The sequence below is a fragment of the Flavobacterium antarcticum DSM 19726 genome (assembly GCF_000419685.1).
In the GTDB taxonomy this organism is placed as follows: Bacteria; Bacteroidota; Bacteroidia; order Flavobacteriales; family Flavobacteriaceae; genus Flavobacterium; species Flavobacterium antarcticum.
The window spans coordinates 233,428-253,518 of the sequence record NZ_ATTM01000003.1; the positions used below are offsets into that span (position 1 = coordinate 233,428).

General features: G+C 34.5%; 16 protein-coding genes. 12 read left to right on the top strand and 4 right to left on the bottom strand.

The annotated features are described in order from the left end of the window. Positions 1 to 59: 59 nt before the first annotated feature. Positions 60 to 1,064 (bottom strand): AAA family ATPase, encoded by a 1,005-nt coding sequence (locus YWA_RS0106340; protein WP_022827660.1) that lies wholly within the window; start codon positions 1,062 to 1,064, stop codon positions 60 to 62. A 262-nt stretch (positions 1,065 to 1,326) separates the two neighbouring features. Here YWA_RS0106340 and YWA_RS0106345 point away from each other — a divergent pair, with 262 nt between their 5' ends. From YWA_RS0106345 to YWA_RS14755, 8 genes are all read left to right on the top strand, one after another. Further along, positions 1,327 to 2,193 carry an aldo/keto reductase gene (locus tag YWA_RS0106345; protein WP_022827661.1) on the top strand — a complete coding sequence of 289 codons (867 nt, stop codon included), beginning with the start codon at positions 1,327 to 1,329 and terminating at the stop codon, positions 2,191 to 2,193. A gap of 100 nt (positions 2,194 to 2,293) precedes the next feature. Then, positions 2,294 to 3,046 carry an SDR family NAD(P)-dependent oxidoreductase gene (locus tag YWA_RS0106350; RefSeq protein ID WP_022827662.1) on the top strand — a complete coding sequence of 251 codons (753 nt, stop codon included), beginning with the start codon at positions 2,294 to 2,296 and terminating at the stop codon, positions 3,044 to 3,046. Between the two features lie 189 nt (positions 3,047 to 3,235). After that, positions 3,236 to 4,381, top strand: a complete 1,146-nt coding sequence (locus YWA_RS0106355) for an ATP-binding protein (RefSeq protein ID WP_026718629.1) — start codon at positions 3,236 to 3,238, stop codon at positions 4,379 to 4,381. Then, positions 4,368 to 5,120, top strand: coding sequence for a metallophosphoesterase family protein (locus YWA_RS0106360; protein WP_026718630.1), 753 nt, complete (start codon positions 4,368 to 4,370; stop codon positions 5,118 to 5,120). Before YWA_RS0106355 ends, YWA_RS0106360 begins: the two co-directional genes overlap by 14 nt. Positions 5,121 to 5,222: 102 nt before the next feature. After that, the gene (locus tag YWA_RS0106365) at positions 5,223 to 5,954 is read left to right on the top strand and encodes a LytR/AlgR family response regulator transcription factor (RefSeq protein ID WP_022827665.1); all 732 of its coding nucleotides are present in this window, start codon (positions 5,223 to 5,225) and stop codon (positions 5,952 to 5,954) included. Positions 5,955 to 6,226: 272 nt separating this feature from the next. Then, positions 6,227 to 6,400 (top strand): hypothetical protein, encoded by a 174-nt coding sequence (locus tag YWA_RS15660; RefSeq protein WP_022827666.1) that lies wholly within the window; start codon positions 6,227 to 6,229, stop codon positions 6,398 to 6,400. A gap of 93 nt (positions 6,401 to 6,493) precedes the next feature. Beyond that, entirely contained in the window at positions 6,494 to 8,524 is a 2,031-nt protein-coding gene (locus YWA_RS0106375) for an ATP-binding protein (RefSeq protein ID WP_040472142.1), read from the top strand. A gap of 6 nt (positions 8,525 to 8,530) precedes the next feature. After that, on the top strand, positions 8,531 to 8,992 hold the full coding sequence (locus tag YWA_RS14755) for a response regulator (protein WP_022827668.1): 462 nt from the start codon (positions 8,531 to 8,533) through the stop codon (positions 8,990 to 8,992). A gap of 19 nt (positions 8,993 to 9,011) precedes the next feature. Here the strand turns inward: YWA_RS14755 and thiL are convergent, their stop codons facing one another. Continuing rightward, entirely contained in the window at positions 9,012 to 10,061 is a 1,050-nt protein-coding gene (thiL, locus tag YWA_RS0106385; RefSeq protein WP_022827669.1) for a thiamine-phosphate kinase, read from the bottom strand. 208 nt (positions 10,062 to 10,269) lie between these two features. Here thiL and YWA_RS0106390 point away from each other — a divergent pair, with 208 nt between their 5' ends. Next, entirely contained in the window at positions 10,270 to 11,145 is an 876-nt protein-coding gene (locus tag YWA_RS0106390; protein WP_022827670.1) for an ABC transporter ATP-binding protein, read from the top strand. A gap of 1 nt (position 11,146) precedes the next feature. Further along, positions 11,147 to 14,800, top strand: a complete 3,654-nt coding sequence (locus YWA_RS0106395) for an ABC transporter permease/M1 family aminopeptidase (RefSeq protein WP_026718632.1) — start codon at positions 11,147 to 11,149, stop codon at positions 14,798 to 14,800. A 120-nt stretch (positions 14,801 to 14,920) separates the two neighbouring features. Here the strand turns inward: YWA_RS0106395 and YWA_RS0106400 are convergent, their stop codons facing one another. Next, the gene (locus tag YWA_RS0106400) at positions 14,921 to 15,550 is read right to left on the bottom strand and encodes an outer membrane beta-barrel protein (RefSeq protein ID WP_022827672.1); all 630 of its coding nucleotides are present in this window, start codon (positions 15,548 to 15,550) and stop codon (positions 14,921 to 14,923) included. 252 nt (positions 15,551 to 15,802) lie between these two features. Beyond that, positions 15,803 to 17,599, bottom strand: a complete 1,797-nt coding sequence (gene lepA, locus YWA_RS0106405) for a translation elongation factor 4 (protein WP_022827673.1) — start codon at positions 17,597 to 17,599, stop codon at positions 15,803 to 15,805. A gap of 450 nt (positions 17,600 to 18,049) precedes the next feature. Here lepA and YWA_RS0106410 point away from each other — a divergent pair, with 450 nt between their 5' ends. Together YWA_RS0106410 and YWA_RS0106415 are read left to right on the top strand one after the other, a co-directional pair. Then, positions 18,050 to 19,330 (top strand): putative DNA modification/repair radical SAM protein, encoded by a 1,281-nt coding sequence (locus tag YWA_RS0106410; RefSeq protein ID WP_022827674.1) that lies wholly within the window; start codon positions 18,050 to 18,052, stop codon positions 19,328 to 19,330. After that, positions 19,308 to 20,075: a TIGR03915 family putative DNA repair protein gene (locus tag YWA_RS0106415; protein WP_022827675.1), complete on the top strand. Its 768-nt coding sequence runs from the start codon at positions 19,308 to 19,310 to the stop codon at positions 20,073 to 20,075. The genes YWA_RS0106410 and YWA_RS0106415 overlap by 23 nt, the downstream gene beginning before the upstream one ends. Positions 20,076 to 20,091: the final 16 nt, after the last annotated feature.

Genomic DNA, 20,091 nt, shown 5'->3' on the forward strand with positions numbered 1-20,091 from the left:
TGTGCGTTGTCAGTTTCTCGAGTAACTGGAAACTGATAACTGATAACTGTAAACTAAATTTAAGGCACCTCGATTTCGTTGATTATCTTATTAATGATGTCAACTGAAGTGATGTTTTCTGCTTCGGCTTCGTAAGTAATTCCGATTCTGTGACGCAAGACATCGTGCACAACAGCACGAACATCTTCTGGAATCACGTAACCTCTGCGTTTGATGAATGCATAACATTTTGCGGCTGTAGCCAAATTGATACTTCCACGTGGAGAAGCTCCGAAACTGATTAACGGTTTCAAGCTTTCTAATTTATATTGTTCTGGATAACGAGTAGCAAAAATGATATCAAGAATATATTTCTCGATTTTTTCGTCCATATAAACCTCACGAACTGCTGCTTGAGCACGAACGATTTGTTCAACAGAAATAACAGCATTTACTTTTTCAAAAGCACCTTTTAAATTCTGACGAACGACCATTCTTTCGTCTTCCATTTTTGGATAGTCGATAACGGTTTTCAACATAAAACGGTCGACTTGTGCTTCTGGTAAAGGATACGTTCCTTCTTGCTCAATTGGATTTTGCGTAGCCAAAACTAAAAACGGACGGTCTAACTTAAACGTCGTATCGCCAATAGTTACTTGCTTTTCCTGCATCGCTTCTAACAAAGCGGATTGTACTTTTGCTGGAGCACGGTTAATCTCATCTGCCAAAACGAAGTTTGCGAAAATCGGACCTTTCTTAATCGAAAATTCGTTCGCTTTAATGTTGTATATCATTGTTCCAACAACGTCTGCCGGAAGTAAATCGGGTGTAAATTGAATTCGACTGAACGAGGCCTCAATTGCTTGCGACAAGGTATTAATCGCTAAAGTCTTTGCCAATCCTGGAACTCCTTCAAGTAAAATATGTCCTTGGCCTAAAAGTCCAATCAGCAATCGTTCAATCATGTGTTTTTGACCTACAATTACTTTGTTCATTTCCATGTTCAGCAGGTCGATAAATGCACTTTCGCGTTCTATCTTTTCATTAATCGCTCTAATGTCTAAAGTAGCCGAATTTTCTTCCATTTTGTCTCTAATATTAAGGTAACTTTCAGTGTAAAATTATAACGATGCAAATTGAATTTTTTTTTAGAAGTTTGATGTTAAGAATTGGTTAAAACTTGTAAGAAACCTTTGGTTTTAAGGACGAATTGTGATTTTGTTTTTATAAATTTAAGAACTTAAAATAAGACTCATGAAAATTGCTAACATTAACGATTTCAAGGAATTAATTAGAGTCGGAACTTAAGAGAAATTCAACATTTACAAAAACAATAAATCAATACTTATGAACTCAAGATTTTCACGCATTATTGCAGGTACAATGAACTGGGGAAGTTGGGACAAAAAATTTTCAACTTCTGAAATGTCCAACATTATAAACGTTTGTGTAGAAAACAAAATCACGACGTTTGACCATGCTGCAATTTATGGCGATTATACGACGGAAGCCGACTTTGGAAAAGCTTTCAAAGCAAGTAAAATAGACCGCGAAAAGGTACAATTCATTTCAAAATGCGGGATTTTATATGCTCCAAAAGACACGACAGGAATAAAACAATATGAATCTTCGAAAGAAAGCATGATTAAATCGGTTGATGCTTCGTTGAATAATTTGCAAACTGACTATTTAGATGCTTTGCTTATCCACAGACCAAATCCATTGATGCATCCTGAAGAAATTGCAGAAGCAGTTTCGCAATTGAAAAAAGACGGGAAAATATTAGATTTCGGTGTGTCAAATTTCACTGCTTCTCAAACCGAGCTTTTGCGCTCAAAAGTGGATGTGAATTATAACCAAATTCAGTTTTCAGCAACTCACTTTGAAGCGATGACAGATGGAAGTTTAGATTACATGCAAATTCATGGAATCCAACCGATGGCGTGGAATCCGCTTGGGACTGTTTTTAGAGAAGACACGAGACAAACACGTGATTTAAAAAAGTTAATGGCTCGATTGGTTGAGAAATACGAAATTGGAAGTGATATGATTTTATTGGCTTGGATTTTAAAACATCCGGCGAATATTATTCCACTTGCTGGAACTGTGAATACGGCTCGTTTGCAGAATATTCACAAAGCAACTGAAATGTATTTGGAGCAAGAAGATTGGTTTGCGATTTGGAGTGAAAGTATGGGACATCGAATTGATTAAATAAAAAGCAGCCACGAATTGCACGAATTCCCACTAATTAATTTGTGAAAATTCGTGTAATTCGTGGCAAAAATAAGTGGTTAAAATACAAATATATTAAATGAAAACAGTTTTAATTACAGGTGCGACAAGCGGAATTGGTCGCGCTACGGCTCGACTTTTAGCACAAAACAATTTTAGAATTATTCTCTGTGGAAGACGGAACGACCGTTTGCAGGAACTAGAAACAGAGTTGAGTGCATTTACGGAAGTTCATTCGTTGCAGTTTGACGTTCGGAATCAGAATATGCTTTTGGAAAGTATGAAAACACTCCCTGAAAACTTTTCACAAATTGATATTTTAATCAACAATGCGGGAAATGCACATGGAATGGATACGATTCAAGACGGTTCGACGGAAGATTGGGATGCGATGATTGACATTAATATTAAGGGTTTGCTTTATGTTTCCAAAGCGGTAATTCCACAGATGTTGGAGCGTCAAAGTGGTCATATCATTAATATTGGATCGACGGCTGCGAAAGAAGTGTATCCAAAAGGAAATGTGTATTGTGCGACAAAACACGCTGTTGACGCGATAAATCAAGGAATGCGAATGGATTTGAACGGAACTGGAATTCGTGTGGGTGCGATTCATCCGGGAATGGTGGAAACGGAATTTTCAGAAGTGCGTTTTAAAGGAGATTCGGAACGAGCAGGACAAGTGTACAAAGGTTTTAAACCATTGCAACCGGAAGATATTGCAGATATAATTCACTTTGTGATTTCACGGCCTTATCATGTAAATATTGCAGATTTGGTTGTGATGAGTGTGGATCAAGCTTCTTCTACTATTGTGAATAAGAATTTGTAAAATAGGTTTTCACACAGATTTCACGAATTTGCACAGATTAGTAATTATTGAAAACCTTAATCGTGCAAGATCTTTTTTTTGACCTTGCAGGAAACAAAGAAGAATAAAATTTAGCCACGAATTTCACAAATTGGCACGAGTTAATTCGTGAAAATTCGTGCAATCCGTGTAAAACTATCTCCAAAAAAAATGATTAACAAACGTCTTTTGATTAAAAATCTTCTCGCTCATAATGATGAGAATAGTTTTTATGACAAAAAACGACAGTTGAATTTGCATACAAGAGAGGGAAAAGCAAAATTTTTGAAACACATTTGTGCTTTGTCTAACTCGAACCCGACCAACAATTCCTATATTGTGGTTGGTGTGGAAGACCACGATAATGAGATTGTTGGTGATGATTTTTTTGACGATAGTCGGATTCAGAATTTGGTAAATGCATTTTTAGAAAATCCACCGAAGATTAGATATGAGAACATTCAGTTTCCTAATTTGTCGAAAGACAAAGTAATTGGATTGGTGACGATTCAACCAAATGCTTCTGTTTCTTTTTTCAAAAAAGGAATTCATACGATTCCTGCTCAATCTGTTTTTGTTCGAATTGGCAGTAATACAAAACCAACCGAATTAGGTTTTGAGAAAAATAGCCAGAATGAAGCGACGGTTTTAAGTATTGAAAATAATTCAAGAAATAGCATTGGCGATACTTTGGATGGTGTGATGGATTTCATGAACAATCGGCATAAAAACATGCAACCGAAGTACAAAGTGTTCAAAGAATTATTTGTGCTTTGTTGGGCTGGAATTCCAAAGAAAATTAAAGGTCAGACTTTTTATTCTCGTGTCGATATTGAATTAATTAACGAACAGATTAAGTTGTTTTATTCGGTTCTAGACGATGTTCAAATTGAATATGACGATGACAACTTTACAATTACCGAATATGTTTCATTAGGATTGAATGATAAAACAAGCTTTTATCCTTTAGAACGCGTTTCGATTCATTTTGAGGAAAATGGGTATTATAAGATTGACCGAGAAATGCTTTTTGCACCACCGGAATTCAACAAGAAAATGTTGTACCACATTTACAATTCTAATTTGGCTTTGATTTCAAAAATGAATAAAGGTTTTGCATTATCGCATCGCGAAATAAAGGATTTAGAGAATGTTCCTGCGACGTTAATGATTTGCTACCTCAACGGATTTGAAGATGCAAAAGAACAATTGATTGTAGCCAAACCTTTATTGAAAGCTGCCGAAAATAAAATAGTTTACGTTGCTTTTAAGGAAGTAATGCGGATTTTAAGGAAAATGAAATATGATGTTAATTGATAGTATAAAAACAAAACGAACCCTCGTCATCGGCGACATTCACGGCGGATTAAAAGCACTAAAACAAGTTTTAAAACGAGCGGAAGTAACTAATAATGATACTTTAGTTTTTCTTGGAGATTATGTAGATGGTTGGAGTGAATCGCCACAAGTGTTAGATTTTTTAATTGAGCTTCGTGGAAAGCAAAACTGTATTATTCTACGAGGAAATCACGATGAACTACTTCAAAAATATCTGGAGACCGATACGTATAATGAAATGTGGAAAAAGCATGGCGGAGAATCTACCATCAAAGCGTATGAAAGTATCAGCGAACAGAAAAAGCGTTTTCACATTCAGTTTTTGAAATCTTTAGAAAACTACCATCTAGACGACAAAAACAGAATTTTTGTGCATGCTGGTTTTACAAATTTAAGAGGCGTGACGAGTGAATATTTTCCGAAATTACTTTATTGGGACAGAACCTTATGGGAAATGGCGCTGGCTTTTGATTCGCGTATTCCCAAAGACTCACACTTTTATCCGCCCAGGTTTTTATTATATGAAGAGGTTTTTATTGGACATACTCCGGTAACTCGCATTGGCGAAAAGACTCCTGTTCAGAAAGCTAATATTTGGAATGTCGATACTGGTGCTGCTTTTAAAGGATCGATTACAATTATGGATGTAGATTCAAAAAAGTTTTGGCAGAGTGATTGCGTTTGTGACTTATATCCCAACGAAATTGGTCGGAATTAGATACACTGATTGTATTTTTTTCAATGAAAATCGATTTTATAACTTTAAAATATATATTTTTACCTGTTCTAACATGCAATCTGTTAGATTTTTAGATCTGAAATGAAGTATCCATACATAATTATTGACGACAATCCGCAAGACGTTTTGGAAACGCAGTCCGCATTTGACAGCTTTTCAAACTATTTCTTGTTGGGTAAAGCTGATAATTATGACGATGCTGTAAATTTAGTTCTAGAACACAATCCAAAATTGATTGTTTTAGAAATTGATCCTGAAAATAAAGAAAGTCGGTTGTCTTTGGCGCTAATTAACGAATTGCATCGGTTTGTTAAAACAATGCCGCGAATTGTAGTTTTGACTAAAGGAAAAGAGTTGGCTTACGAAGCTTTAAAAAATGAAGTTTTCGATTATTTGCTAAAACCACTAAACATTCATGAGTTGCGTAAAACCATCATGAAGTTTGAACGGAATGTGGAAGATACGCCAACTACCATTTGCATTAAATCCTATGGCGACTACCGATTTGTAGATACTGAAGATATTGTTTATTTGCAAGCGGACAATAATTCGACGGATTTATACATTAATAACGGTGACACAATTACTGCTTTCAAAACCTTGAAACATTTTGAAAATACGTTGCCGCCACAATTTGTGAGAATTCACAACAGTTATATCATTAATATGAATTATGTTTCCCGAATTCATTTGGGAAATAATGTTTGCTACATTAAAAACAGTAAAGTCCAACTCCCATTTTCTAAATCTTACAAGAAAAATGTGGATTTAATTATAAGTTTGATTTCTAATAATGACTTCAAGGAATTGTAATAATTTTCTGATTAAAATATAAAATGCTCTACTTAATACGTGGAGCATTTTTTTTTATAACTGTTTAACTAAATACAATAATTAATTAAACGCTTTTCAAAATTTCAACTACCCCTCAAAACCATCCATTCACTCACGAACGAGATGCATCTACACAATACCACTTTAAATGTTTGACTATCAAGTTCTACTGATGTAGTTTTACACTATCAAAATGAAACAAATCATTTTAAACAAGTAAAAAAAATATTAAAATATAAAATCCTACTATCATGAAAAAAGTAATCGCAATCGTATTTGTAATCGCAATCGCAATTTTAGGTTTGTCATCTTACAACACAAATCAAATTAAGAAATCAAGCAAATCAGATAATTTGATTGCTGAATTGAAAACTGGTGGTAATGGCGGAGTAGTTATCGGACAAAATAAAAAACTAGATGATTAATTCATCGTCAATATAATTTGAAGGACTATCGAAAGATGGTCCTTTTTTTATTGAGATTGTTTCGTACTTTTGACTGGATTAAATCAATTTTCATTGAAAACTTTCTACTGTCTTTTTATAATTATTTCACTATCACTCGCTGCATGTAAAGACGACACGGCAATATCATTAGAAAATGTAAACAATGATAGTTTAAATTTTTACTTTGAAAAAGCAAATCAAGAATCTTTAGATTTTAAAAGCAGACATAACGCGGCTGATAGTATAAAGAAAATTATAAGTTCACTTCCGAACGATTCATTAAATCGAAAAAATTATTTTAAGCTTGCCAATCGCTACTTTAATATGAATGCGATGGATAATTACAGAGAAACTACTGAATTAATAATTTCTCACGCAACTGCAGCAAAAGACTCAACGAGCTTAGCAAAAGCATATAGCTATTTAGGAGATTATTTTGGTAGCAAGTTCGAATCAGAGAAAGCTTATCAAAATTATTTTTTCGCCGAAAAAATTTATTCTAAACTACACGATGATTCAAAAGTTGCTAAAACACTTTTAAACAAATCTGTAATTCAATTTAACGAGAAAGATTTTATTGGTAGTGAAAGATCAGCGATTAATGCGTTAGAAATTTTAAAAAAAACAAGCAGTGATGAGTTAACATACGAGGCCAATAATGTTCTAGGAGTTATTTATTTCGAGTTGAGTGAATTTGATAAAGCTATTGAATATCATAATAAGGCACTACTAATTTTAAAAAAACAAAATGTTCCTTTCGAATTCCAATCAAAAGCTACTTCACTAAATAATTTAGGAGCCGTTTACCAAAAAAGGAAAAACTATAAAAAGGCATTAGCGTATTATAATGAAAGTTTAAAGTCAAAAAACATTTTCGAAAATAAGGTTTCCTTATATGCCACAGTAATTGACAACATTGCCTATTCTAAATTTAAATTAAATGATTTAAATTCTCTACCAGGTTTGTTTTACGAATCTTTAAAAATCAGAGATAGTATAAAATATTTTCCCGGTATTGTAGGAAGTAAACTTAATCTTTCAGAGTTCTATGCTTTCAAACAAAACATCCCGCTATCCCAAAAATTTGCAAAAGAAGCTTATTCATTAGCAAAAGAAAAAAAATTAAGTAACGAAGAATTACTTTCACTTAAGCAACTTTCAAAAGTAGATCCAAAAAACTCTTCCTTCTATTCCTCAAATTATATTCGAATTAACGACAGCTTACAACTTTCAGAGCGTCAAATTAGAAATAAGCTAGCTCGAATTGAGTTTGAAACAGATGAGCTTATTGAACAAAAAGACAAGTTAGTGGAACAAAGACAATCCCTGATCTACCTGGGTTTTTCACTGTTGGTGATTGGAATTTTTGTTTATGTGATTCGGATTCAAGCTTCTAAAAATCGCGAATTATTATTGGTTCAAGAGCAACAAGCGGCTAATGAAGAAATCTATCAACTGATGTTAACCCAACAAGAAAAGGTGGAAGAAGTACGCCAACTCGAGAAAATAAAAATTGGCCAGGAATTACACGACAGTATTCTAGGTAAATTATTTGGAACACGGATGGATTTAGGCCGACTCAATTCAAGTACTGATGCAGAAGATATTGAAAAAAGAACTACTTTTATTGATCAATTACAAACCCTTGAAGGGGAAATCCGCGAAATTTCACACGATTTAAATACAGAGAAAACAGCCGTTTTCAATAACTTTGTATTAATGGTTTCCAATTTTATTGAAAATCAAAGAACTGCATACGGAACTCTTATTAATGTTGAAAAAGACGAAAAAATTGATTGGAATGAACTTGACAACATCACTAAAATCAATTTGTATCGCGTATTGCAAGAGTCATTTCAGAACATAAATAAGTATGCAAATGCATCAAAAATAGAGCTGAGTTTTAAACTAAAAAACGATGTTTTAGAATTAAAAATTAAAGACAACGGACAAGGTTTTGACGTAAAAAAGAAAAAGAAAGGCATCGGATTAAAGAACATGACGAGCCGAATGAAAACCTTAAATGGAACAATGCATATTGATTCGAAAATAGGTAGTGGCACTACCTTATTGTTTAAAGTACCCAAAAACAACCCCAAATAAATCAAAATGAAGAAAAAAATTCAATTATTAATGGTCGACGACCATCCCTTTATTCTTCAAGCCTACAAAAATACTTTGAATGGTTTTAAGAAAGACGAGTACGAGATAATTTGTACTGAAGCGATTTCAGGAAAATCAGGTTATGAAATTATTGAAAATAGCCCTGTCCATTTTGACGTTGCTTTTTTTGACATCAGCATTCCCACTTATCCTGAAAAAAATATTGAATCAGGTGTCGATTTAGCAGTACTTCTGCGAAAAAGAATGCCCGAATGCAAAATATTTTTGCTTACAATGCACAGTGAAAAATTAAAATTCAAATACTTTTTTGATACCGTGAAACCACAAGGATTAGTCGTCAAAAATGATTTGACTTTTGAAGAATTAATTTATGCTTTTGAAAAAGTATTAAACGGTGGTACGTATTTAAGCGAAACCGTTCTACAAATGATGGTGGACGATCATTAAAAAAATCTGCATTGGAAGATTAATTTTCTTCCAATGCATTCCAACCTCTCGCACGTAATTCAATTTTAGTATTGGCACGTGTGATTAAATGTACGCCTTCACTTTCTTGCGTCATGTGACCAATAATAGTAAAGTGTGGATTCGCTTTAATTTTTTCAAAATCTTCCATTTTGATGGTAAAAAGCAACTCATAATCTTCGCCACCATTAATTGCCACTGTTGTAGAATCAATGTTGAATTCCTCGCAAACGTTAATTAATTGAGGATCAATCGGTAATTTGTCTTCGTATAAATTACAGCCTACTTTCGAACTTTTACACAAGTGAATAATTTCTGAAGAAAGTCCGTCAGAAATATCAATCATTGAAGTCGGTTTTAATTCTAAAGCATGAAATAAAGTTCGGACATCCGTCCTCGCTTCAGGTTTCAATTGACGTTCTACTAAATAAGCGTACAAATCTAAATCAGGTTGTGAATTTGGATTGACCAAAAAGACTTGTTTTTCCCGTTCTAAAACCTGCAATCCCATGTATGCTGAACCCACATCACCTGTAACCACTAATAAATCAGATTCTCCTGCTCCATCTCGGTACACAAGATCTTCTGCATTCGCCTCTCCAATTGCAGTAATACTAATAATCAATCCCTTCTGAGAAGAAGTTGTATCTCCACCAATTACATCCACTTTATAATGATTTGCAGCCAAATTGATTCCCTCAAAAAGTTCATCAAGTGCTTCTAATGGAAAACGATTTGAAACGGCTATAGAAACTGTAATCTGTGTTGGTTTCGCATTCATCGCACAAATATCCGATAAGTTAACAACCACCGCTTTGTAACCCAAATGTTTCAATGGCATGTAAGCCAAATCAAAATGAACGCCTTCGATTAACAAATCAGTTGAAATCACCGCTTTTTTACCGCCAAAATCTAAAACTGCAGCGTCGTCACCAATGCCTTTCAAAGTGGAAGGTTGAACAACTTTAAAATTTTGCGTTAAATGGTCAATTAAACCAAATTCACCTAATTGTCCAAGACTCGTACGTTGCTGATTTTTATCTTCAATCATTATAAAAAGTAATTTTTTTAGAGTCGCAAAGGTACGAACAATCAGGGTTTATAAATTACTTTTATAATTTATGTAACAAAGTCGGCTCATTCGCCACTAATTAGTTAAACAACTTATAAAGATTTAGATACTTAATGCCAATTCTTTACAATAAGACAATCTAATTTATCAGTAAAAAGAAATTTTAAAACCTAAAAAAATCAATTATATGAAACTTAAAATTACAAATTTAAGTAAGACCTATAAAAACGGCGTTAAAGCATTAGACCACTTAAATTTAGAAATTGGAGCAGGAATGTTTGGTCTTTTGGGACCAAATGGCGCTGGAAAATCATCGCTAATGCGAACCATCGCTACTTTGCAAAAACCCGATTCTGGAAGTATTGAATTTGACGGAATCAATATACTGGAAAATGAAATGGAACTTCGAAAAGTGCTGGGTTATTTGCCACAAGAATTTGGCGTTTATCCCAATATGTCGGCTAAAAATCTTTTAGATTATTTTGCAAGATTAAAAGGAATTTCTTCTGCTAAAGAAAGAGATGCGATTGTTAAAAAAGTTTTAGAAGTAACCAATTTATACGACCAAAGAAATAAACATGTCAGCGGTTATTCTGGTGGTATGAAACAACGTTTTGGAATTGCACAATTATTACTGAACAATCCAAAATTGATTATTGTGGATGAACCAACTGCTGGTTTAGATCCTGCAGAACGCCACCGATTTTTAAATGTTTTACGTGAAATTGGAACCAATCATACCGTTATATTTTCAACACACATTGTGGACGACGTGAAAGAATTGTGTCACAATATGGCAATTTTAAACGGTGGAAAAATTTTGGCACACGGAACTCCAAAAGAAGCAGAAGACCGTTTGAGAGGACACATTTGGACAAAAATTATTATACGCGAAGATTTAGAAGAATACAAAGCGAATTTTAATGTTATTTCCGAAAAGTATAACCAAGACAACACCTTAAACATCAAAGTTTACAGTGAAACAGCTCCGAACGACACGTTCATAAATGCTGAACCCCAACTGGAAGATGTTTATTTTGTTGCACTTAAATCCGACCAATAATATGTTTTCAACTATATTCAACTTTGAGTTTAAAAGATGGTTGAAAAACCCGTCTTTTTATATTTTTATATTCCTGTTTTTTATCATGTCTGCTTTTATTGCTGCAACAAGTTTTGGTGTTTTTGACAGCATTACCGCATCACGAGGAAGCAATTCTATGGCAAATTCACCGTTAGCGTTAAGCGAATTTATCAACGGGATGAATTACTTAATCTATTTCCTACTTCCCATCATTATTGGTTCGTCGGTATACCGGGATTTCAGGTACAACATGCACACGATTTTGTTTAGTTATCCTTTTACAAAATGGGATTATATTGGCGGAAAATTTTTAAGTTCCTTACTGGTTGTCATCATTATTACGTTGTCAATAATGGCGGGAATTACAGTGGCTTCTGTCCTTCCTTGGGCTAATCAGGATTTATTGCTTCCGTTTAATATGTTGGCGTATGTTCAAATTTATCTTGTTTACGTCATCCCTAATTTATTCTTTTTTGGGGTAATTATTTTTGCTTTAGTGACGATTACCAGAAATATTTCTGTGGGTTTCATAGGAGTAATTGTGCTGATTTTAATTACCATAATCTTAAGCAGTTTTACACGAGATATTGATAATCGTTACATGGTGGCACTTTTTGAACCCTTTGGCGAGGAAGCGCTAGGCTATTACACCAAATATTGGACTGTTGCTGAACAAAACAATAATTTACTTCCTTTTAAAGAAGTCATTATTTACAATCGCTTGATTTGGTTAGGTATTTCGTCCTTAGTTTTGGGATTACTTTATTATTTCTTTTCCTTTACACAAACGGCTTTAACTTTTGGAAGAAGCAAAAAGAACGATCGTGTAACTAAAAATAATTTTGGGGGAATTACAGCGATCAAACTTCCAACAGTAAAATATGATTACAGCGGTTGGCAGAACTTCAAAACAATGTGGAGCTTATCTCATTTTGATTTCAAATTCATCATTAAAAATTTTGCCTTCTTAATTATTGCATTTGTAGGCTTACTCGTTTTACTTTTGATGTCAATGACTGCAGGTCAAGTTTTTGGAACAAGTACTTATCCCGTTACGTGGCAAATGTTGATGCTTCCTGGAACCTTTTTCAGCTTTTTTATCAATATCTTGACTTTCTTATTTGCGGGAATGCTGATCCATCGTGGCGATACTTCACGAATGGGCAACTTAATTGACGTTACTCCTATTCCAAACTGGGCTTTATTAGGTTCAAAATTCATTGCATTAATCAAGATGCAAATTGTTCTACTTTTAATCATCGTTATCGCTGGAGTTTCTATTCAAGCGTATCATGGCTATTATAATTTTGAACTCGGACATTATTTCTTTGAATTGTATGCGTTGAAATTAATCAACTTTGTAATCTGGGCTTTTCTAGCGGTATTTATACAAACCATTTTTAAAAATTACCTTCTTGGATTCTTTGTTTTATTGATCTTATCTATTGGAATTCAGTTTTTACCTTTATTAGGAATTGAGCAAGCAATCTTTAATTTCAACTCAGGTGCAAACTACAATTATTCGGACATGAACGGGTATGGAAATAGCATCGAATTATATTATGTCTATAAAATATATTGGTCGCTTTTTGGAATTTCATTGTTCTGTTTGGCTTTATTATTTTGGAAAAGAGGGATTCCAATGTCTGCGAAAGAAACTTTTTCAAATGCTAAAAAACGATTCAACGTTTCTTTTGGAGCGGTATTAGCGATCAGTTTAATTAGCTTTTTCGCACTTGGAAGTTACATTTATTATGTAAACAACATTGAAAACCCACGCTACTCAGATAAAGAAAGTGAACAACAAGCAGTGGATTGGGAGAAAAACTATAAAAAATTCGAGCATTATGCCCAACCTAGAATTACCGATATTAAAGTCAACATGGATATTTTTCCAAACACAAGAGACTTTAAAGCAGCAGGTTCTTATTGGTTAAAGAATAAAACTAAAAAAACGATTGACTCTTTGTTTGTTAACTTTAACGATTATCCAACTGTTTTTAAATTTGATGCTGAAACAACATTAGTTTTGAAAGATTCATTGTTTAATTTCAATATTTATAAATTAAAGACAGCTTTACAACCTGGAGATTCGATTCGAATGAATTGGGAAATCACGAATAAACCCAATACAATTTTACGTGACAACTCCCCAGTTTTAGCCAATGGAACTTTTATTAGTAACGGTTATTTCCCGAGCATTGGATATTCAAGTAATGGCGAATTAGAAGACGATAAAACGCGCGAAAAATATGGCTTGAAGCCAAAAGAACGCATGGCAAAAGCTACGGATTCTATCGCTCGAATGAATAATTACATTTCTAACGATGCGGATTGGGTTTCGTTTGAAACTACGGTAAGCACGTCTGACGACCAAATTGCGATCGCACCTGGTTATCTTGAAAAAGAATGGAGTGAAAACGGTAGAAAATATTTCCACTACAAAATGGATCGACCAATGTTGAATTTCTATGCCTATCAATCGGCTCGATATGAAGTTCGAAAAGACAAATGGAAAGATGTCGCTATCGAAATTTATTACCATAAAGGACACGAATACAACTTGGACCGAATGGTAAAAGCGGTTAAATTATCTCTTGATTACTATACTGAAAATTTCAGTCCATACCAACACCGTCAAGCTCGAATTATTGAGTTTCCAAGAACCGGTGGTGGATTTGCACAATCATTTGCCAATACAATTCCGTTTTCAGAAGGAATTGGTTTCATTGCAAATGTTGACGACGAAGATAAAGATGCTGTTGATTACCCGTTTTCAGTAACTTCACATGAAATGGCACATCAATGGTGGGCTCATCAAGTAATTGGTGCGAATGTACAAGGTGCAACACTAATGTCTGAAAGTTTATCAGAATACAGTTCACTTAAAGTATTAGAAAAAGAATACGGAAAATCGCAAATGCGCATGTTCTTAAAAGACGCTTTAGATAATTATTTACTAGGTCGAACTTTTGAAAGTAAAAGAGAACAACCGCTGATGTTTAATGAAAACCAACAGTACATTCATTACAACAAAGGTTCACTCGTTTTATATGCTTTGAGCGATTACATTGGCGAGAAAAACATGAACAATGCGCTTCAAAGTTACATTAAGAAAGTAGCGTATCAAGAACCGCCTTATACCAACTCAATTGAGTTTGTATCGTATTTAGATCAAGCTACTCCGGATTCCTTGAAGTATTTGATCAATGACATGTTCAAAACAATTACTTTGTATGATAATGGCGTCAAAAAAGTAACTTCTAAAAAACTAGAAAATGGCAAATACGAAGTAACGATTGAAGCGAATATCAGCAAGTACCATTCAGACGAAAAAGGAAAACGTATTTATGCAGACAAATATGGAAAAGCGCTTCGTTACAAAGACCGAGATCAAAAAGAGCCAATAGAATCATTGCCGTTGCAGGACTATATTGAAATTGGAATTTTCTCTGATAAAGTTGACGCGAAGTCGAAATCAAAAGAAAAAGTTTTATATCTAGAAAAACGCAAGGTCACAAAAATCAATAACAAGTTTGTAATTATTGTAGACGAAAAACCTACTGAAGTGGGTGTAGATCCATACAACAAGTTGATCGATACAAATTCAAACGACAATAGAAAGAAATTGTAATTCGAAATTCTTTTAAAAAAAGCAAACCCTACAGATGTAAAATTTGAAGGGTTTCTTTTTATAAAAAAACCGTCTTGAAAAGTTCAAGACGGTTTTTATAATATAACTAACTAAAAAAATTTACCACTTGTATAAAAGTCCAAATTGTGGTTGAGCAAAAATGTTTTCAAACAAGTTAACATTCAATTCAAATTTGTTCACTGAATCTCCATTTTCTGGAGAAACGCTGTTGTAAGACAACACATTTGCTAAAGTAAACGTTGCAGCAAAGTTCTTTGTAAAGAAATAGTTCAAACCTAAATTAATATCAGCAGTTACACTGTTGTTATTATCTGAAAATGTAGGTCCTTCCGTTTTGTTTTTTCCAAATCCTAAACCAGCTTCTCCATAGGCTTTTAATCTTTTGCTGTCTAATTCTAAGAAGTAGTAACGAGCAAAAGCACCAATTCCGAATACGTCTGTTTTAACATTTGTTACGTCGTTATCAATACTCCCAAAAGAAGCTTGACCTCCAACTGCTACTCTAGGACTAAGAAAGTAACCCACTTTAGCATTTACGGCGTAAGCATCTTCCTCTCCTCCAGTTGTAATTTTTAGGCCACCTTCAACGAACATGTTTCCACGATCAAAAGTCATCCCTTTAGAAGAATTCATTTCTTCTTCCACGTCGCTGTTCATCGTGTTTACTTGTGCATTAGAGTAAAAAAACGTGCAAATTAATGCAGCTGCTGTTAAAAATTTTGTCTTCATAATGTTTGTTTTTAAAGTTTAAATTTTAATAGATATGTTTTGTTCATAAATACTAAGTAAAACTATGACAAAAATTGAAGTAAATTCTTACAACATTTTCTTTATATGTTATTTCTATTAATAAGAGATATAATCGAAAAAATCCAGCTCAATCACCTTAAGTTGAACACGAACAGCTTTTTTGAAAATTCTTTAAAAAAAACCTCGATAACTTTTGCTATCGAGGCCTATTCTTTATAATCTAAAGGAATTTTAGTCATTTAACTTCAAAACCGCCATAAACGCTTCTTGAGGAATTTCTACATTACCAACCTGTCGCATACGTTTTTTACCTTTCTTTTGTTTCTCCAAAAGTTTACGCTTACGCGAAATATCACCACCATAACATTTGGCCGTTACATCTTTACGAAGTGCTTTAATGGTTTCACGAGCGATCACTTTAGCACCAATTGCAGCTTGAATAGGTATATCAAATTGCTGTCTAGGAATCAATTCTTTCAACTTCTCGCACATTTTTTTACCAATGTGAAAGGCATTGTCTTCGTGAATCAAAGCCGAAAGTGCATCTACAGATGTTGCATTCAATAAAACATCTAATCGAACTAACTTTGAAGTTCGCATTCCAATAGGTGAATAATCAAACGATGCATATCCTTTTGAAACCGTTTTTAAGCGGTCGTAAAAGTCAAAAACGATTTCCGCTAATGGCATATCAAAAGTCAATTCTACACGTTCCGTAGTCAAATAAGTTTGGTTCGTAATCAATCCGCGTTTTTCAATACACAAACTCATAACATTACCTACGTAATCTGACTTCGTAATGATCGTTGCTTTAATATACGGCTCTTCCACTCGATCCAATTTAGATGGCTCCGGTAAATCGGTTGGATTATTAACTATAAATGCTGTTTCAGGATCTTTCTTCGTGTACGCAAAATACGAAACGTTGGGAACCGTTGTAATCACGGTCATGTCAAATTCACGTTCTAAACGTTCTTGAATAATTTCCATGTGCAACATTCCCAAGAAGCCACAACGGAAACCAAAACCTAAAGCCGCTGAACTCTCCGGTAAAAACACAAGCGAAGCATCGTTCAATTGCAATTTCTCCATCGAAGAACGCAAATCTTCGTAATCTTCCGTATCTACAGGATAAATTCCTGCAAAAACCATTGGTTTCACATCTTCGAAACCCTTGATCATATTTGTAGTTGGCGTTTTAGCATCAGTCACGGTATCGCCCACTTTTACTTCTTTCGCCTCTTTAATTCCTGAAATCAAATAACCAACATCTCCTGTAGAAATGATGTTCTTCGGAACTTGATTTAGTTTCAAAGTACCAATTTCATCCGCATAATATTCATTTCCAGTTGCCATGAATTTAATCTTCTGACCCTTCTTGATTTCACCATTTTTCACACGAAAAATAACTTCAATACCACGGAACGGATTGTAATGTGAATCAAAAATCAAGGCTTGCAAAGGTTCTTCTTTGTTCCCTTTTGGTGGTGGAATTTTTTCAATAATCGCTGCTAAAATATTTTCTACACCAAGACCAGTTTTACCTGAAGCGTGAATAATATCCTCCAGCTTGCAACCCAATAAATCAATAATATCGTCGCTTACCTCTTCTGGATTCGCACTAGGCAAATCCACTTTATTAAGAACCGGAATAATTTCCAAATCATTTTCTAAAGCCAAATACAAGTTAGAAATGGTTTGAGCTTGAATACTTTGAGCGGCATCGACAATCAAAAGCGCTCCTTCACAAGCGGCGATGGATCGCGAAACTTCATAAGAAAAATCTACGTGTCCAGGAGTGTCAATCAAGTTCAAGATGTATTCTTCTCCTTTATACGTATATTCCATTTGGATCGCGTGACTCTTAATCGTAATTCCACGTTCGCGTTCCAAGTCCATACTGTCCAGCAATTGAGCCTTTTCTTCACGAGCCGTAACCGTTTGTGTCGCTCCTAAAAGTCGATCCGCAAGCGTACTTTTCCCGTGATCAATATGGGCAATAATGCAAAAATTTCTAATGTGTTTCATTTAAAACTGTTCTATTTTGTTCAAGAAACCAAATTGTTTCTTCCGTCGTTTCCTTAATTAATATTTTTGTGGGCGTTCCCTCGTGTCGTCTTTAGAGACGAGACGAGGTCGGGCTGTCCACTCTCAATCTTTATGTCCCGAACTACGGGCCATAAAGGATTTCCGCTTCCATCCCTAACGCAACTATTTTCGTAACCCAGCTCTTTTCATTTTCAAAATAACTCCTGCTGAATTAATCCGCAAAGATAGTAGATTAGAGTATAACTTGAAACGCTTACAATCAAATAGTAAAAGATAATTTTCAACTGAAATTCTGACTGAAATTTTATCCAAACAGCACGTCATCCAATACAAAAAAACCCAAAGATTAAACAAGTATTAAAAAACACAATTTAAATTTAAAAACCATTTTGTTGCCCTATTTTTGTTATCCCAAATTTATTTCAACACGTGGATTACGACAGAGTTAAAGAAAAATTAGAAATTCTCGCAGATGCTGCAAAGTACGACGTTTCGTGCTCGTCAAGTGGAGGAAACCGCAAAAACACCAACAAAGGTTTAGGCGATTCCTCTTCGTCGGGAATTTGCCATACCTACACAGAAGATGGACGATGTGTTTCTTTACTCAAAATTTTACTTACAAATTTTTGCATTTACGATTGTGCCTATTGTGTCACTAGAAAAAGCAACGACATCCAACGTGCTGCTTTTACGGTGGAAGAAGTCGTAGATTTAACCATGAATTTCTACCGCAGGAATTACATCGAAGGTTTGTTTTTGAGTTCAGGAATTTTCAAAAATGCCGATTATACGATGGAACGATTGGTTCGTGTGGCGAAAAAATTACGATTGGAACACAGTTTCAACGGATATATTCACTTAAAAAGTATTCCAGGAGCGAGCGATGAATTGATGCGAGAAGCCGGACTTTATGCCGACAGATTGAGTATGAACCTCGAAATCCCAACAGAATCAGGTTTGAAATTATTAGCTCCTGATAAAGACCACCAACAAATGATTAAACCAATGGGTTTTGTCAAAAATGAAATCAATTTATACAAAGACGAACGTAAAAAATTCAAGTCGACTCCAAAGTTTGCTCCAGCGGGACAAAGTACGCAAATGATAGTTGGTGCAAGTCCGGAAACCGATTTACAAATCATCCAAGTTGCCGACCATTTTTACAAAAACTTCAGCATGAAACGCGTGTATTATTCCGGTTATGTTCCCGTTTCAAATGACGCAAGATTGCCAGGGTTGGGTTCGCAAGTTCCTCTTGTTCGTGAAAATAGATTGTACCAAGCCGATTGGCTGATGCGGTTTTACGGTTTTAAAGCGAACGAAATTTTAGCGAAAAACAATCCATTTCTCGATTTGGAAGTCGACCCAAAATTAGGTTGGGCTTTAAGAAACATCACGGATTTTCCAGTGGCTTTGCAAACAGCTTCGTTAGAAATGATTCTTCGTGTACCTGGAATTGGCGTAAAATCTGCTTATAAAATTGTGAATGCAAGAAAGTTTCAAAACCTCACTTTAGAACATTTGCAAAAAATGGGGGTTGCCACCAATCGAGCGAAATATTTTGTAGTGGTTGCCAATTCAAATAAAAACTTGATTCATCTTGATTCGGTGCATTTGAAAAGTCTGATTGTTGGCGATACTAAAAGCAAATTCGAAAATCCATTCAGCAACCAAACTTCCCTTTTGAATGACGATACTTTTCTACGATAAAACCTTTGAAGGATTTCTAACAGCTGTTTTTGAAGTTTTCGAATTCAAATACCAAGACGTTCAGATTGTCCATGAAGGGACTTTTCAAAACTCCTTCTTTGCCGAACCAATAGAAATTATCACTAATTCTGAGAAATCAGATCGCGTTTTAAAAAAACTCGAAAAGCAATTAGGCAAAAGTGGCATTCAGCAAATGCTTTACACTTTTTTGTCTGAAGATGCTTCGCGCGAAATGGTTTTATTGCAAGTCATTACTTATGCAGTTGAGAATCCAGGTAAAGATATTCTGAAAGATTACTCGAATTCTTTCGTAATGCAATTGTCGAAATTTGTCAAAAGTGTCAACCGTGAACGCCACAGAATGAAAGCTTTTATTCGGTTTGAATTGTTGAAAGACGAAATTTACTTTGCTGAAATTTTCCCTGATTTTGACGTGTTGACGTTAATAATCACCCATTTCAAAAACCGTTACCAAGACCAAAAATGGTTGATTTATGATTCGAAAAGAGGTTACGGCGTTTATTACGATTTGAATGTGGTGGAGATTATTTCGCTCGAAAATCCAATTCAATTTGGCGAAAGCCATAAAAAAGAATTGCTCCACGAAAAGGAACTAAATTATCAAAAATTGTGGATTGAATATTTTGACCACACGAATATTAAAGAACGCAAAAACGACAAATTGCACGTGCAACATGTTCCAAAAAGATATTGGAAATATTTGACGGAGAAGAAAATACTTTAGCACTAAAATTTAAAAT